Origin of the sequence: Gulbenkiania mobilis, from assembly GCA_004346645.1 — a bacterium.
In the GTDB taxonomy this organism is placed as follows: Bacteria; Pseudomonadota; Gammaproteobacteria; order Burkholderiales; family Chromobacteriaceae; genus Gulbenkiania; species Gulbenkiania mobilis.
Genome location: SMDA01000001.1, coordinates 297,250 through 313,015, shown reverse-complemented (window position 1 = coordinate 313,015; position 15,766 = coordinate 297,250). Strand labels below are relative to the sequence as shown.

Sequence of the window (15,766 nt, the reverse complement as noted above, 5' to 3'; positions counted from 1 at the left end):
ACATGCTCCGCCCGCTTAGGCCAGATCGGCCAGGGCGGCTTCTGCGACCCCTGCCCGACGGGCGGCCTCGAGGATACCGGCCCATTCGTTGGCCGAAAAAGCCAGCCCCTCCTCCAGACGCTGGGCGCGCCGCTGCCGTTCGGGCTCGCCTGCCAGCATCACCGGGGGGGCGCCCTCGGGGGATGGCGAGGAACGGATGTAGTCTGCCATGGCATCGTACTCCGCCCGCAACCATGCTGTGCCGGCCACCCGGGCCGGATCGATGATCACCGCGGTCAGATTGTTGACGATGCCCCCGGCACGCGGATGTTCGGGCTGGAAGGTGCCCCCGGACGACAGTAGTCCGGCGAGGAACTCCACCGCCGCTACCAGCCCCCCTCCCTTGTGCTCGGCAATCGGACGCAGCGCGCCCTTCGGCTCTTCCCACATCACCTTCGGGTCGGCGGTGGGGTGGCCTGCGGCATCCAGCATCACCGCCTCATCAAAATGCCTGCCGGCCAAGTAGGCCACCCGGGTTTTGCCGTACGCCACCATGCTGGTGGCAAAGTCCAGCACGAAGGCAGGCTCGACGTTGCCGGACGGAAAGGCGATGCAGATCGGGTTGGTGCCGAACCGGGCGGCCGAGCCGCCAAAAGGTGCGACCAGTGCCTTGGGAAAATCGGTCACGTTGACAAAGAGCAGCGCCACCAGGCCAGCCTCGGCCAAGCGCTCGCCGTAGGTGCCGATACGCCCCATGTGATGTGACTGGCTGACGGTGGCCAGCACGATGCCTGTGGACTTCACCCGCTCGATCGCAAGGTCCAGCGCCTCCATGACTACCCGCTGCCCATAGCCGCGGTCGCCCGCAAACTGCAGGATCGCGCCCGCATCGTTGCTGAGCCGGGCAGGCTGGTTGGGCACCAGGGTTCCGGCCCGGCAGCTATCAACATAGAAAGGCAGCATGCCTACGCCATGGCTGTCGTGCCCGCGCAGGTTGGCTTCCACCAGGTGGCGCGCCACGACGGCGGCCTCGTCCGGAGCGCTACCCAGTGCGGAAAGGAGGGCGTGAGCCAGCGCTTCCAGCCTGGCAGCGGCAATGCGGGTGTCGGTCATGCGGGCTCTCCGTTGTGGGGTGGGGATTCGATGGTCAGACTGAGCCGGATGTCGGGGCCGATCATGCGGGTTTCGGTCACACGCACCCGGCAGGCGTCGGACAGGCGCTCCAGCGGGGTCCAGGCGAACAGCCCCTGGGCATGGGTGCCGGCGAGCATGGGTGCGAGATACAGCTCAATGGCATCCACCAGCCCGGCATCTACCAGCGCACCGTTCAGCCGGCTGCCGCCTTCTACCATCAGGTCGTTGATGCCGCGGCTGCCCAGAGCCTGCATCAGGGCAAAAAGGTCCAGACCGGCGCCAGCGGCCGGCAGCACCAGCACTTCTACGCCACGCTCGACAAAAGGGGCGTGCCGTGCAGGGTCGGTCACGGCGGTAGCCAGCAGAGTGGAGGCCTCGAGCCCGTAGATGGCAGCTCCGGGCAGAGTGACCAACTTGCTGTCCACCACCACCCGTAGCGGCATGCGCGGTGTGACAACCTCCCTCACCGTCAGCATAGGGTTGTCGGCAAGAACCGTTCCGCTGCCGGTAAGAATGGCACAGGAGCGCGCCCGCAGCACATGCACATCATGACGGGCCGCCGGACCGGTGATCCATTGGCTGGTACCGTTTTCGAGCGCCGTCTTGCCGTCGAGCGTGGCGGCGGCCTTGAGTGTCACCCACGGCCGTCCCCGGCGCACACGAGACAGAAAACCGCGATTGAGCGCCTCGGCCTCCCGCGTCAGCAAACCGGACTCGGCCACGATACCGGCTTCGGCCAACCTCTTGAGGCCTCGGCCCGCCACTTCATGATACGGATCCTCCATGGCAGCCACCACGCGCACCACACCGGCGCGCACCAGCGCATCCGCGCATGGCGGTGTACGGCCGTGGTGGCTACAGGGCTCCAGAGTGACATATGCGGTGGCTCCGCGGGCAGCCTCGCCCGCCATGCGCAGTGCATGGACCTCGGCGTGCGGTTCGCCCGCCTTTTCATGCCAGCCCAGGCCAACGATCTCGCCTTGACGGACCAACACGCATCCTACGCGCGGATTGGGGGTGGTGGTGAAGAGCCCGCGCTCAGCCAGGCGCAGCGCGCGCTGCATGAAAAAGTGATCTTCGGCACTGAATGCGTTCATGGCCTCTTCCGGCTGGAGATGAGGGATCAGGGGCGCTCGTCCTTTTCCACCTCACGGATGGCTTCGGAAAACTCTGAGACGTCCTGGAAGCTTCGGTAAACGGAGGCAAAGCGGACGTAGGCCACCTTGTCGAGCTTGGCCAACTCGCTCATCACCATCTCCCCGATCTGGCGGCTGCTGACCTCGCGCTCGCCTAACTGCAGCAGTCGCTGGCAGATGCGGTCAATGGCGTCATCAACCAACGCGGTGGGAACTGGACGCTTGTGCAAGGCACGCATGAAGCTGGTGCGCACCCGCTGCACGTCGAATTCGGCGCGATGGCCACCGGTCTTCACTACCTGAGGCATGCGTACGTCCGCCGTCTCGAAGGTGGTGAAGCGTTTCTCGCAGCGCATGCAGCGGCGGCGGCGGCGGATGCTGGTGCCGTCCTCGCTGACGCGCGAGTCGATCACCTGGGTATCGGTACACCCGCAGAACGGACATTTCATGATGAGGCGGTCCTGTAGAACAATCACCCGATGTTAACAGGAGCCCGCCCGGGGTTTAAAGCCGTTCCGTCAACCGCGAGCCAGAGAAGGAGCGCCGCAGCCGCTGTGCATGAAAAAAGCGGCCTTGCGACCGCTTCTGGATAGTGCCCGTAGATCAGATCTGCGGGGCGTACACCGGCAGGCGCTGGCACAGGGCCTTCACCTTGTCGGCCACGGCGGCGATCACGCCCTCATCCTGCGGTGCGTCGAACACATCGGCAATCAGGTGCGCCAGTTCTCGGGCCTCAGCCACGCCGAAGCCACGCGTCGTCATGGCAGGCGTACCGATACGGATGCCGGAAGTGACGAAGGGCTTTTCAGGGTCGTTGGGAATGGCGTTCTTGTTGACGGTAATGTGCGCACGCCCCAAGGCGGCTTCGGCGTCCTTGCCGGTGATGCCCTTGGCACGGAGGTCCACTAGGAAGACGTGGCTTTCGGTGCGGCCGGAAACGATGCGCAGGCCACGTTCGGTAAGCACCTCTGCCATCACCTGGGCGTTTTCCTTCACGCGCTGGGCGTAGGCTTTGAATTCGGGCGAGGCCGCTTCCTTGAATGCCACGGCCTTGGCAGCAATGACATGCATCAGCGGCCCACCCTGCAAACAGGGGAAGATGGCGGAGTTGAGGATCTTCTCGTGCTCGGCACGGGCCAAGATCACCCCCCCACGCGGACCACGCAGGGTCTTGTGGGTGGTGGTGGTCACGAAGTCGGCATAAGGCACCGGGTTCGGGTACTCACCGGCGGCAACCAGACCTGCGTAATGAGCCATGTCGACGAAGAGATAGGCCCCCACTTCATCGGCGATCTTGCGGAAGCGCGCCCAGTCGATCTCCAACGCATAGGCCGAAGCCCCGGCCACGATCATGCGCGGCTTGTGTTCGCGCGCCAGACGTTCCACCTGGTCGTAATCCAACTCTTCCTTATCGTTGAGGCCGTAGGCCACCACGTTGTAGAGCTTGCCCGAGATGTTCACCGATGCGCCGTGCGTGAGATGGCCGCCATGCGCGAGGCTCATGCCGAGGATGGTGTCGCCCGGCTTCAGCACCGATACGTATACTGCCTGGTTGGCCTGGCTGCCCGAATGGGGCTGAACGTTGGCGTACTCTGCCCCGAACAGTGCCTTGAGGCGCTCGATGGCCAGTTGCTCGACCACATCCACGTACTCGCAGCCGCCATAGTAGCGCTTGCCCGGATAGCCTTCGGCATACTTGTTGGTCAGTACCGAGCCCTGCGCCTCCATCACGGCGGGGCTGACATAGTTTTCGGAAGCAATCAGCTCGACGTGGTCTTCCTGGCGACGGTATTCCGCTTCCATCGCCGCGGACAGTTCCGGGTCGTACTTGGCAATCGTCAGATCGGCAGCAAACATCTTTGATTCATCCATCAAAGGGTTAACGATGGATTCATTCTACACGAATCCTTCAGGCATACATTTTGACGTGAAGCGTTCCCGTCAAGGCGTCACTGCAGGGGCGGCTGCCCATCCGCGGGCACGTCATCGGCCGTGAAAAATAGGGGAATACCGTTGCGCTCGTCGGGTTGCACCCGCTCGAGCACCCGCACGTCTTCCACGCGGCACTCGGCCATCAGCTGGCGGAAGTTGCTCTCGATGAGGGGCACCGAATCCAGCGCCGACAGCGGCCAGACAAAGCCTTCCCAGTTGCGCTCGTCTCCGCTGGAGGAAAGGGTGAAATGGAGCTCTCCGCTTTCGTGCGCCGAGGCAATGGCCACCGGTTGCTGGCCGGTTTCCCGCAGCTTACGGATCTGCGTGCTGGCAAAAACCTGCAGGGCTACCTCCAGACGGGCGGTATTGCCGGCCACGATGGCCTGCATCACCGGCAGCGGTGGGCGGGCGATCGGGAACAGGGTGACGCCTTCGGTCTTGAGTGCCTCGGCCAGGAACTTCATCAGCGGCATGCCCCAGCTGCCGACGCCGCCGCCCAGACTCACGGCTGGCTCGTCATCCTCTTCCTGGATGGCAACCCCAACCAGGTAGCGCAGGAAAACACCCTCCTCCTTGGCGACGATCGGCGCGGCCTGCAGGTCGAGCGGCAAACCGCGGGCGGCATCGACCAACTGACGGGTGTAGCGATACAGCTGACCGGCGCTGATGCCCACCAGCGCATCCGGGTGCAGCAGCTTCCCGGAGAGGAATACTTCCGCGCCCTGCCGGAAGACCCCGTGCTCACGCAGCAGGGCATTCAGACCATCCACATCGGCAATGCGGTCCGGCAAGGTGGCCTTGTTCTTGGTGCCTACTACCAGTACCAGCGGCACGGCAAACACCACCGCGTGGCGTCCGGCGGGCGTCTCGACCGCCTGACGCAGGGCCTGCCATAGAATTTTGTAGCCCTCCTGCGAAGGCGCCATGGCCAAGGCCACGGAAATGGCGAGCATTTCGTCGCGCTCCAGCATCTCGCCGAGCACGGCCACCAGATCCTCACGCGCCTGTCGGGCGGCAGCATCGGAGGCCGCAGAGAGCACGCTGGTCGTGTAGTGCAGGAGACGGTTGGATTCCATCCGCGCGGGATGATACTGACGGGGGTCGGGCAGGGTAAGGCGGGGCGCGTTCATGAGTCGGTAATGGATTGCAGTCGGCAAGACTTCTATTGTGGCACAGGCTTGTGGAAGGACAACAGCGGCGCTTTTTCGGAATAAAACATAAGTATGTGCTGATATGCGACATTTACTTACGGTTTTGTGCGGTACCGCACCGACGGCGTTGACACTTGAACACCGTATCCGGATAATCCGTCCTCGTTGAGATGCAGCAATTGCTTCTTGATAGTTTCTCCTCTATTTCTCCTTTGTAGACTTGGCGCGGAAGATTTTTCTTCCGCGCATTTTTTTGCCCGCTTTCTGCGGAATTCAAAAAAACCGCATAAGTATTTGTTTTTAAAAAATCTTCTGCCGCCCCCCCCTTTTGCTGCGTTTCGCTGCCCGCCCCTAGACTTTTTCCTTCCGCACGTCGGTCTACCCCGAAGCTCCACTGCCGTACCTGAGTTTTTGATGACAAGAGATCGAAGCGTACCGGCTTTCTGCTTAGTGAAGATTGCCTTTCAAATACTGTATACAAATTCGTTTTGTAACAAAAAAGAAAGCCAGCCTCTTCACAAAGGCTGGCCAGCAAAAGAAGGATTGCTCATCAGGGGAGATCGAGACGAGGACAAATCTGCAGTCTCAGGACAGTAGAGTGCAGTGCAGCAGCGAAGTTCCTCCTGGCTGCAAAAGTTTTCGGCTAACCGTCTACGCACCCCCTGAACATGTACCACGGAGCTCGGTGGCAGTTGCGCTTGACCCAAACACACTCTGGCGGAAACGGATGCCGACACAATGCCGAAGTAGCCACGAGGGCAGTGTCGCAGTGGCTAAAAAGGAGGGTGACGCGGCCCCGTTCGCACCAACGGGCGCCCGCAAGATAGCGCCACGGCTTCCGGCCAAGCAGTGATGTGCTACGCAGCGCGCAGCATCGGCGCCGTCAGATCGTGGCGGCCGGCCTGATCATGCGCGACCTAATTAGGACACGCCGACTTCAACCAAGTCGAAGCACCCTCAGCCTGCTGACGGATGTTGTCATCATCCGCGTCCGGTCGGTTGCAGAGCCTGCCCGCCCGCCCCCCATCGGTGATGGAAAAGGGAACGGTCACGGGTCGATCGGACACCACAACACCCTGGACCGACACACTCCTTCGGCAAACTCGGCTGGCCACCGTTTACCCCTCGCACCGCCGTGTACGCCCTGACACAAGGCTCAACCCAGTCCGCCGGACCGGGGCAGGGCACGCCAGGCGGTCGCTTGGCCCACAACAAGCAGGGCATCGACTGCCACATACAACCCTGTGCGCTCAGGTTGAGCGAAAAGCGACATTTGCTACTGCCACAAGGTTGGCCGAAGACCATTTGCTGGTGTCCGACTGCCCTGATACGACCCGTGTGGATCTTTCGGGGCGCAGCCCGTTTTCCGGCTAGCGCCTGGCTGCAGATGATTTTCTGATAGTGAGGCCCAAGCGGTGCCAAGTGTTGCTCACCACCCCCAACAACCAAACCGCTACAACCGTGGCAAAGAAAAACGGCAGCCATCGCTGCCGTTCGCCTCAATCACGGTTGGCCGAAGGCTAGCGACGCTCGACTTGGCTCACGTCGCGCACGGCGCCGGTGTCGGCACTGGTGGTCATCGCTGCGTAGGCGCGCAGGGCCGGGCTCACCACACGGTCACGTCCTACCGGTTTCCAGGCGTCACGGCCGCGTGCTTCCATGGAGGCGCGGCGGGCGGCCAGGGTGTCGTCGCTCACCGCCAGCCGGATGCGGCGGGCCGGGATGTCGATCTCGATGGTATCCCCCTCCTCCACCAGCCCGATGGCACCGCCTTCTGCCGCTTCGGGTGATACGTGCCCGATCGACAGACCAGAGGTGCCCCCCGAGAAGCGCCCATCGGTCAAGAGTGCACAGGCCTTGCCCAGGCCTTTGGATTTGAGATAGCTGGTCGGGTACAGCATTTCCTGCATGCCGGGCCCGCCCTTGGGGCCTTCGTAGCGGATCACCACCACGTCGCCTGCCACCACCTCGTCGTTGAGAATGGCAGCCACGGCGGCGTCCTGGCTTTCGTAGACGCGCGCGCGGCCGGAGAAGACCAGGATCGACTCATCCACCCCAGCGGTCTTGACGATGCACCCCCGCTCGGCAAGATTGCCGTACAGCACCGCTAGGCCGCCGTCCTGTGAATACGCGTGGGCCTTGTCGCGGATGCAGCCTCCGGCACGGTCGGTATCCAGCTCGGGATAGCGCATGCTCTGGCTGAAGGCGATAGTGGTGGGAATGCCGCCGGGTGCAGCGCGATAGAAGCGGTGCGGTGCACTGTCCGGTCCGTGACGCATCACGTCCCACCGCTCCAGTGCCGCCTCCATGCTGGGGCTGTGCACCGTGGCAACATCGCGGTGGAGCAGGCCGGCACGGTCCAGCTCAGCCAGCAGGCCCATCACGCCACCGGCGCGGTGCACGTCTTCCATATGGTACTTCTGGGTGGCTGGGGCCACCTTGGCCAGGCAAGGCACGCTACGGGAGATGCGGTCGATGTCGGCCATCCGAAAATCCACCCCGGCCTCGCTGGCCGCAGCCAGCAGGTGCAGCACGGTGTTGGTGGAGCCGCCCATGGCGACGTCCAGGCTCATGGCATTCTCGAACGCCGCCTTGGTGGCGATGCTGCGCGGCAGCACGCTTGCGTCGTCCTGTTCGTAGTAGCGCTTGGTGATGTCCACGATCAGGCGGCCGGCGGCCAAGAACAGCTCCTTGCGGTCCGCGTGCGTGGCGAGCAGGCTGCCGTTGCCTGGCAAGGACAGCCCCAGCGCCTCGGTGAGGCAGTTCATCGAATTGGCGGTAAACATACCCGAACAGGAGCCGCAGGTCGGACAGGCGCTGCGTTCCACCTTGTCTACATCGGCATCCGATACGGCGCTGTTGGCCGCCTCTACCATAGCATCCACCAGGTCCAGCTTGCGGATGTCGTTGCCCCACTGCACCTTGCCTGCTTCCATCGGGCCGCCTGACACGAATACGACGGGAATGTTGAGCCGCAGGGCGGCCATCAACATGCCGGGCGTGATCTTGTCGCAGTTGGAAATGCACACCAGCGCGTCCGCGCAGTGCGCATTGACCATGTACTCCACGCTGTCGGCGATCAGGTCGCGGCTGGGCAGGCTGTAGAGCATGCCGCCGTGGCCCATGGCGATGCCGTCGTCGACGGCGATAGTGTTGAACTCCTTGGCCACGCCGCCGGCCTTCTCGATCTCGCGTGCCACGAGCTGGCCCATGTTGTGCAGGTGGACATGACCCGGAACGAACTGAGTGAAGGAGTTGGCAATCGCGATGATCGGCTTGCCGAAGTCTTCGTCTTTCATGCCGGTGGCACGCCAGAGGGCGCGGGCACCCGCCATGTTGCGCCCCGAGGTGGAAGTGCGGGAACGGTATTGAGGCATGTTGCTTCCTTGAAGGTGATCGGGCTAAAACGCTGCCGCGCATGGGCCTGGAAGGTGGATGTACCACAGGCCGCCCGTTGTTGCGGGTGCCTCAGAAAACGGGACGCGTCTCGGCCGGTTGCGGTCCGGGACGCCGCAGGCAGGTTTTACGTATAATTTCCGTTACCTTTTTTACCGCAAACGCACGGTACTGACAAATGCTGATTCACCCGCAGTTCGATCCGATCGCTCTTCGCCTCGGCCCCCTGGCCGTCCATTGGTATGGCCTGATGTACCTGATCGGTTTCATGCTGTTCATGGCGCTGGGCAACCTGCGCATCAGGCGCGGCCATCCTTTCATGACGTCCAAGAAGCTGGACGACCTGCTGATGTACGGCGTGCTGGGGGTTGTGCTGGGCGGGCGGCTGGGCTACGTGCTCTTCTACAAGCCGGCAGAGTACCTCGCCGACCCCCTGGCCATCTTCAAGGTGTGGCAGGGCGGAATGGCTTTCCATGGAGGCTTCCTGGGGGTACTGGTGGCGATGTGGCTCTTTGCCCGCCGCAATGGTCGCGGCTTCTGGGAGGTCACCGACTTCATCGCCCCGCTGGTGCCGCTGGGACTGGCGGCCGGCCGCATCGGCAACTTCATCAATGGTGAGCTGTGGGGCCGGGTAACGCGCCCGGATGCGCCCTGGGCCATGCTGTTCCCGCAGGCCCAGCGGGAGGACATGGTAATGGCCCAGCAGTCTCCGGACCTGATGGCCCTCTTGGCCCAGTACGGTGGCCTGCCTCGCCATCCTTCGCAGCTGTACCAGTTCGCACTGGAAGGCGTGCTGCTCTTCATCCTGCTGTGGATGTACAGCAGCAAACCGCGCCGGGCGGGAGAAGTATCCGCTGCCTTCCTCTTGGGCTACGGCGTGTTCCGTTTCCTGGCCGAGTTTGCCCGTGAGCCCGATGACTTTCTGGGGCTCCTGGCCATGGGCCTGAGCATGGGGCAGTGGCTGTCACTGCCGATGATCGTGCTCGGGGGCGGTCTGTGGTGGTACTTCCGCCGTCGCGACCGCACCTGAAAAAGGGTTGGCTGAAAGGTCCGTTTGGAGGAAAATCCGGCTGCCGCAGATGCGGCAGCTTTTGTTTTGGTGCGGCTTATCGTCCGCCCTGCCGGCCCGGGCCCCTGCCCTGGCCGTTGTGTTTTCGTGCAACCGGCGGCTTTGTGCCCGCCTACGAAAGAGCCTGACATGTCCTTCGCGAAAAAAACCTTCGCGGCCGCAGTGATGCTGGCCGCTGCTTCCGTTGCGCTGGCTGAAGAAGCCGTCCTGCGTGTTTCCGCCATTCCCGACGAGGCTCCCACCGAGCTGCAACGCAAATTCGCGCCCTTGGGCAGCTACCTGGAGAAAGAGCTGGGGATGAAGGTGCAGTTCGTCCCGGTTACCGACTACGCTGCCGTGGTCACCGCCCTTACCTCCGACAAGATCGACATGGCCTGGCTGGGCGGCTTCACCTATGTGCAGGCCAAGGAGCGCGGCAAGGTCGTGCCGCTCGTCCAGCGCGAGGAGGACACCAAGTTCACCTCCAAGTACATCGGCAGCGTGGCTGCAGGCATCAACAGCCTGAAAGACCTCAAGGGCAAGAGCTTCGCCTTCGGCTCCGCCTCCAGCACCTCCGGCCACCTGATGCCGCGCTACTTCCTGCAAAAGCAGAACATCAAGCCGGAAACCTACTTCAAGAACGTGGCCTACTCGGGTGCCCATGACGCCACCGTGGCCTGGGTGGCCTCGGGCAAGGTAGAAGGCGGCGCGCTCAACGCGTCGGTGTGGGACAAGCTGGTCGAGGCCGGCAAGGTGGATGCCACCAAGGTCAAGGTGATCGGCACCACCCCCACCTTCTACGACTACAACTGGACAGTGCGCGGCTCCCTGGACGCCAAGCTGCAGAAAAAGATCACCGCTGCCTTCCTGAAGCTGGACCCGAAGAACCCGGAACATCAGCAGATTCTGGAACTGCAGCGTGCCACCCGCTTCGTGGGCACCAAGCCGGAGAACTACAAGGGCATCGAGGCTGCCGCGCGTGAAGCCGGCCTGCTGAAGTGAGCCTGGCGTTTCACGATGCCGGACTGACCCTGCAGGGCAAACCCGTGCTGTCCGGCCTGAACTTCAGGCTGGACGACGGGGCGCAGGTGGCCCTGATCGGTCCGTCCGGCGCCGGCAAGACTTCGCTCCTGATGCTGGCCAATACCCTGGCCCGCCCGACCCAAGGCACGGTAGAGCCTTTGGGACAGAACCCGTGGCGGCTACGCCCCGGGCCGCTGGCGGCGCTGCGTGCGCGCATCGGTACGGTCTACCAGACCCCGCCGCTGCCCGCGCGGCAGCGGGTGGTGAATGCGGTGGCGGCTGGACGTCTGGCCAGCCAGAGCGTGTGGGGCAGTCTGCTCGCACTGCTCCGTCCGCACGACCCCGTCGGTGTGAGCGAGGCGCTGACGCGTGTGGACTTGGCAGACCGAATTTGGGACCGTTGCGACCGCCTTTCGGGGGGGCAGCGGCAGCGGGTGGGCATCGCGCGGGTGCTCTATCAGGCACCACGGCTGATGCTGGCAGACGAACCCGTTTCAGCGCTCGATCCAAGGTTGGCCGAAGACACCGTGCGGCTGCTCAGCGCAGATGCCCGAGCACGCGGCGCCACGCTGATGATGAGTCTGCATTCGGTGGACCTGGCCTTGGCATATTTTCCGCGTATCATCGGGCTGCGCGCCGGCCGGGTCGCCTTCGACCTACCCCGTGCAGCCGTCACGTCTGAACTGATCGCCCAGCTGTATGCCGGCGAGGAAACCGCGCCCGCGCCCGCTCTCGAACCGGGTCCCTCCGCCCTGCCGCGGAGTGCGCAATGCTGAGCCATCCGCGCGACCCGGCCTTGCTGCCAAGGCTGGGCTGGACGCTGGTCCTGCTTGCCCTGCTGGCCCCGACCTTCGTTTATACCCACTTCAACCCGGCGCTGCTGCTGCAACCGGAGACGCTGGGAACGCTCGGCCATTTCGTCGCTGGCTTCTTCCCCCCTGCCCACGAGGCCGGCTTCCTTCTGGAGGTGGCGCGCGAGACCATTACTACGCTGGCGGTGGCCACCGCCGGGCTGGGAATGGCGCTGTTCCTGGGTGCGCCCCTGGCCTTCGTGACCACCCGCGCGCTGGACCTGCCCATGTCTGCCGAGGCACGCCGTCATCCGCTGGCCCGCGGGCTGCGCCCGATACTGCGTGGACTGATGATCGGGCTGCGCGGTGTGCCCGAAATCGTGTGGGCCCTGCTGTTCGTGCGGGCGGTGGGGCTGGGCAGTCTGCCTGCGGTGCTCGCACTGGGGCTCGCCTATGGCGGCATGCTGGGCAAGGTATACGCCGAGATTCTGGAATCCCAGCCTGATGGGCCCACCCGGGCGCTCACCGCACAGGGTGCCGGCCGGATACAGGTTTTTTTCTGGGGGCTGTGGCCGCAGGCACTGCCGGAACTGGTGAGTTACACCGTATACCGCTGGGAATGTGCCATCCGCGCCTCGGCGGTGATGGGCTTTGTCGGGGCAGGCGGCATCGGCCAGCTGCTGGACACCTCGATCAAAATGATGAATGGCAGCGAAGTCAGCACCCTGCTGCTGGTGTTCCTGCTGCTGGTGATCGGCACCGAAGCCATCAGCGCACTGGCACGCCGTGGACTGGAGAGCCGCTACGGCAGTGGGGTGCTCGCCGCCGCTGTAGCGACCGCCATCGGCGCGAGCCTGGCGTGGCTGTGGCCGGCATGGGCTGCTGCAGGGGCTGACCTGAAGGCCCTGTGGCCGTTCGCCGCCAGCTTCTTCCCACCCGAAATGGGCGCAGCCATATGGGGAGACCTGGCACGCGGCACCTTGGAAACGCTGGCAATCTCGATACTAGGGACCACCCTCGCGTTCGCCGGCGGCGGGCTGCTGGCCCTGCCGGCTTCTGGCCGCTTCGGCATGCCGGCCAAGGCAGCTACCCGCCTGCTGCTGAACGCGCTGCGCGGCGTGCCCGACTTGCTGTGGGCGGCACTGGCTGTCTTGGCGCTGGGGCTCGGGCCGGCAGCGGGGGTGTTGGCTCTGGCGCTGCACACCACGGGTGTGCTGGGCCGGCTGTTTGCCGAAACGCTGGAGAATGCGCCGCCTCTGCCAGAACAGGCCCTGCTGGCAGCAGGGGCCGGGCGGGCGGCCGCCTTCGGCCACGGCGTACTGCCGGAAGTGATCGTCCAGTGGCTGGCCTATACCCTCTACCGCTGGGAGAACAACATCCGCATCGCTGCAGTGCTGGGCATCGTGGGGGCAGGCGGTCTTGGCCAGCAGCTGTACCTCGCGCTCTCCCTCTTCCAGGAAAAGACGGCGGCCACCGTGATCGTGGCGATGCTGCTGCTCTCGTGGTTGGCCGAAGAGACCAGCCGGCACACCCGCCTGCGCCTGGCACACTGAGAGGACGCCGCGGCCCGGCCCGCGGCGTCACTCGCCTAACCCCTACCATTCCGGGTACATAAATTGCCGGGCCCGACGTGGACCGTGCCCGGAGGAATACTGTGCCCACACTTGCTGCCCACGGCAGGCTGATCCGCCTGACCGTACTTGTCTTTGCCCTCTTCGCGCTGGCTTTCCTTGGTGGAGGCGGCCTCCTCGTCTGGTTGGGCGGCTCGCCCTACTATCTCGTTGCCGGCCTGATGCTGCTGGCGACTGCCTGGCTGCTCTGGAGGCGCCCCCTGCACGCTTTCTGGCTATACATTGTGCTTTTGGCCGGCACGATGGTGTGGTCGGTGATCGAGGTCGGACTGGACGGCTGGCAACTGGTGCCGCGTCTGGACCTGTGGATCGTGCTTGGCCTGTGGCTGGCGCTGCCCTGGGTGCCCAATCGGCTCTCCACCACTCACGGCGCGGTCAAGCTCGCGCGTGAAGTCACCCTGCTGCGCATCGTGCTGCTGCTGGCTGCGGTGCTGCTGGTATACGGCGTGTTCTTCCGTCCGGCGCCAGGCACCCTGGAGGGGAGCCTGGCCGAAACCACAGCCCCGGGTAACCAAGCCGCCCACTTCGCCCCGCGCGATTGGTCTGCGTATGGCCATTCCGGCTATGGCGACCGTTATGCACCGTTGAGCCAGATCACGCCGGCCAACGTAGCCCGCCTGGAACGCGCTTGGGAGTTCCACACCGGCGACTTCAAGGGCTCGGGCGACCCGGACGAGATGGCCAACGAGGTCACCCCGCTCAAGGCCAACGGCATGCTCTACATCTGCACGCCGCACAACATCGTGATCGCCCTCGACCCCGACACCGGCCGCGAGCGCTGGCGCTTCAACCCACGCATCAACCGCGATGCCAGTCACTATCAACACATGATCTGTCGCGGCGTCGCCTATTACGATGCCGCCGCCTATGGGCGCACCGCTGCCGATTCGCCCGCCGTCAGCGAGTGCCCGCGCCGCATTTACGCCCCCACCGCCGACGCTACCCTCGTGGCAGTCAATGCCGATACCGGCCAGCCCTGCACCCGCTTCGGCCAACGTGGCGTGGTGGACCTGAAAGCCGGTCAGGGAGCCATCAAGCGGGGCGCCCTCAACCCAACCTCTCCCCCCGTGGTCACTAACCGCATCCTTGTGGCTTCTGCCAGCGTAACCGACAACGACTCCACCAACGAACCGTCCGGTGTGATCCTCGGGTTCGACATCGACAGCGGCAAGCTGGTGTGGAACTGGGACTCGGGCAACCCGGACGAAACCACGCCCCTGCCGCCCGGACGCCAGTATGTTCGCAACTCGCCCAACTCCTGGTCGGTGTCCAGTGTGGACGAGCGCCTGGGCCTGGTGTACATCCCCATGGGCAACCAGACGCCGGACATCTGGGGGGGCAACCGCAAGCAGCCGGCGGAACGCTTCAGCAGCAGCATCGTCGCACTGGACATCGCCAGCGGCAAACTGCGCTGGGTCTACCAGACGGTGCATCACGACCTCTGGGATATGGATATCGGCGCGCAGCCGACACTGGTGGACCTGGGCCGGCCCGAAGGGCGTGTGCCGGCGCTCGTAGCGCCCACCAAGCGTGGCGACGTCTACGTGCTCGACCGCCGCACCGGCCGCCTGCTGGTGCCGGCGCCAGAACGCCCAGTGCCGCAGGGCGCGGCCAAGGGCGACTGGACAGCCCCTACCCAGCCTTTCTCTGTGCTGAGCTTCGCCCCCGAGAAGCCCCTGCGCGAGACCGACATGTGGGGCTCCAGCCCACTGGACCAGCTGGTGTGCCGCATCCAGTTCCGCCGCCATCGCTATGAAGGCATCTTCACTCCGCCTTCGGTGAAGGGCTCGCTGGTCTACCCGGGCAACTATGGTGTGTTCGACTGGGGCGGCGTGGCCATCGACCCGGTCCGGCAGGTGATGATCGCCAACCCGAACTATATGGCCTTCCGCTCGCGCCTGATCCCGCGTGAAGAGGGGGTGGAACGGGACAACAACGGCTCGGAGATGGGCATTCAGCCGATGACCGGCACCCCCTTCGGCGTCATCCTGCGCCCCTTCCTCTCGCCTCTGGGAATCCCCTGCCAGGCGCCCCCGTGGGGCTACATGGCCGCCGTGGACCTGCGCACGATGAAGAAGATATGGATGCATCGCAACGGCACCATCCGCGACAGCGCACCCCTGCCAGTGCCGGTGCCGCTGGGCGTGCCCAGTCTGGGTGGCCCGATGGTGACGGCCGGAGGGGTGGCCTTCATGAGCGCCACACTCGACTACTACCTGCGCGCCTATGACGTGAAGACCGGCCGCCAGCTCTGGCGCGACCGGCTGCCTGCAGGCGGCCAGGCTACACCGATGAGCTATGTCTCGGAGCGCACCGGACGGCAGTACGTGGTGGTGATGGCCGGTGGTCACGGCTCGCTGGGCACCAAGCTTGGCGACTCGCTGATCGCGTATGCCCTGCCTGCCGGGCAGCAGCGCTGAAGCTGGCAGGATTCACCCCAAAGCCCGCCCATGGCGGGCTTTTCCTTGTCTGCCTCACGCGAAATGCGACAGGTTACCCTTGATCGCGGGCAATGATTAGCTAATTATCATATACAGAAAAAGCC

General features: G+C 64.5%; 11 protein-coding genes. 5 read left to right on the top strand and 6 right to left on the bottom strand.

Annotated features, from left to right (window positions below):
* Positions 1-15: 15 nt before the first annotated feature.
* The 6 genes from EV669_RS01490 to ilvD form a co-directional block, all read right to left on the bottom strand.
* Positions 16-1,092: a malate/lactate/ureidoglycolate dehydrogenase gene (locus EV669_RS01490; protein ID WP_132097698.1), complete on the bottom strand. Its 1,077-nt coding sequence runs from the start codon at positions 1,090-1,092 to the stop codon at positions 16-18.
* The gene (gene ribD, locus EV669_RS01485) at positions 1,089-2,210 is read right to left on the bottom strand and encodes a bifunctional diaminohydroxyphosphoribosylaminopyrimidine deaminase/5-amino-6-(5-phosphoribosylamino)uracil reductase RibD (protein ID WP_132097697.1); all 1,122 of its coding nucleotides are present in this window, start codon (positions 2,208-2,210) and stop codon (positions 1,089-1,091) included. The genes EV669_RS01490 and ribD overlap by 4 nt, the downstream gene beginning before the upstream one ends.
* Positions 2,211-2,236: 26 nt before the next feature.
* Positions 2,237-2,698, bottom strand: coding sequence for a transcriptional regulator NrdR (gene nrdR / locus EV669_RS01480; RefSeq protein WP_054285694.1), 462 nt, complete (start codon positions 2,696-2,698; stop codon positions 2,237-2,239).
* 154 nt (positions 2,699-2,852) lie between these two features.
* Positions 2,853-4,106, bottom strand: a complete 1,254-nt coding sequence (gene glyA, locus EV669_RS01475) for a serine hydroxymethyltransferase (RefSeq protein WP_054285693.1) — start codon at positions 4,104-4,106, stop codon at positions 2,853-2,855.
* Between the two features lie 92 nt (positions 4,107-4,198).
* Complete coding sequence (locus EV669_RS01470) at positions 4,199-5,311, bottom strand: hypothetical protein (protein ID WP_132097696.1); 1,113 nt, start codon at positions 5,309-5,311, stop codon at positions 4,199-4,201.
* Positions 5,312-6,852: 1,541 nt separating this feature from the next.
* Positions 6,853-8,709, bottom strand: coding sequence for a dihydroxy-acid dehydratase (gene ilvD, locus EV669_RS01465; RefSeq protein WP_132097695.1), 1,857 nt, complete (start codon positions 8,707-8,709; stop codon positions 6,853-6,855).
* Between the two features lie 197 nt (positions 8,710-8,906).
* Here ilvD and lgt point away from each other — a divergent pair, with 197 nt between their 5' ends.
* The 5 genes from lgt to EV669_RS01440 all read left to right on the top strand — a co-directional run bounded on the left by lgt (position 8,907) and on the right by EV669_RS01440 (position 15,641).
* Entirely contained in the window at positions 8,907-9,758 is an 852-nt protein-coding gene (lgt, locus tag EV669_RS01460; protein ID WP_054285690.1) for a prolipoprotein diacylglyceryl transferase, read from the top strand.
* 168 nt (positions 9,759-9,926) lie between these two features.
* Entirely contained in the window at positions 9,927-10,778 is an 852-nt protein-coding gene (locus tag EV669_RS01455; RefSeq protein ID WP_054285689.1) for a putative selenate ABC transporter substrate-binding protein, read from the top strand.
* Entirely contained in the window at positions 10,775-11,575 is an 801-nt protein-coding gene (locus tag EV669_RS01450) for a phosphonate ABC transporter ATP-binding protein (RefSeq protein WP_054285688.1), read from the top strand. Before EV669_RS01455 ends, EV669_RS01450 begins: the two co-directional genes overlap by 4 nt.
* Positions 11,569-13,143, top strand: coding sequence for a PhnE/PtxC family ABC transporter permease (locus tag EV669_RS01445; protein ID WP_132097694.1), 1,575 nt, complete (start codon positions 11,569-11,571; stop codon positions 13,141-13,143). Before EV669_RS01450 ends, EV669_RS01445 begins: the two co-directional genes overlap by 7 nt.
* A gap of 101 nt (positions 13,144-13,244) precedes the next feature.
* Positions 13,245-15,641 (top strand): glucose/quinate/shikimate family membrane-bound PQQ-dependent dehydrogenase, encoded by a 2,397-nt coding sequence (locus EV669_RS01440; RefSeq protein WP_132097693.1) that lies wholly within the window; start codon positions 13,245-13,247, stop codon positions 15,639-15,641.
* The last annotated feature ends 125 nt before the right edge of the window (positions 15,642-15,766 follow it).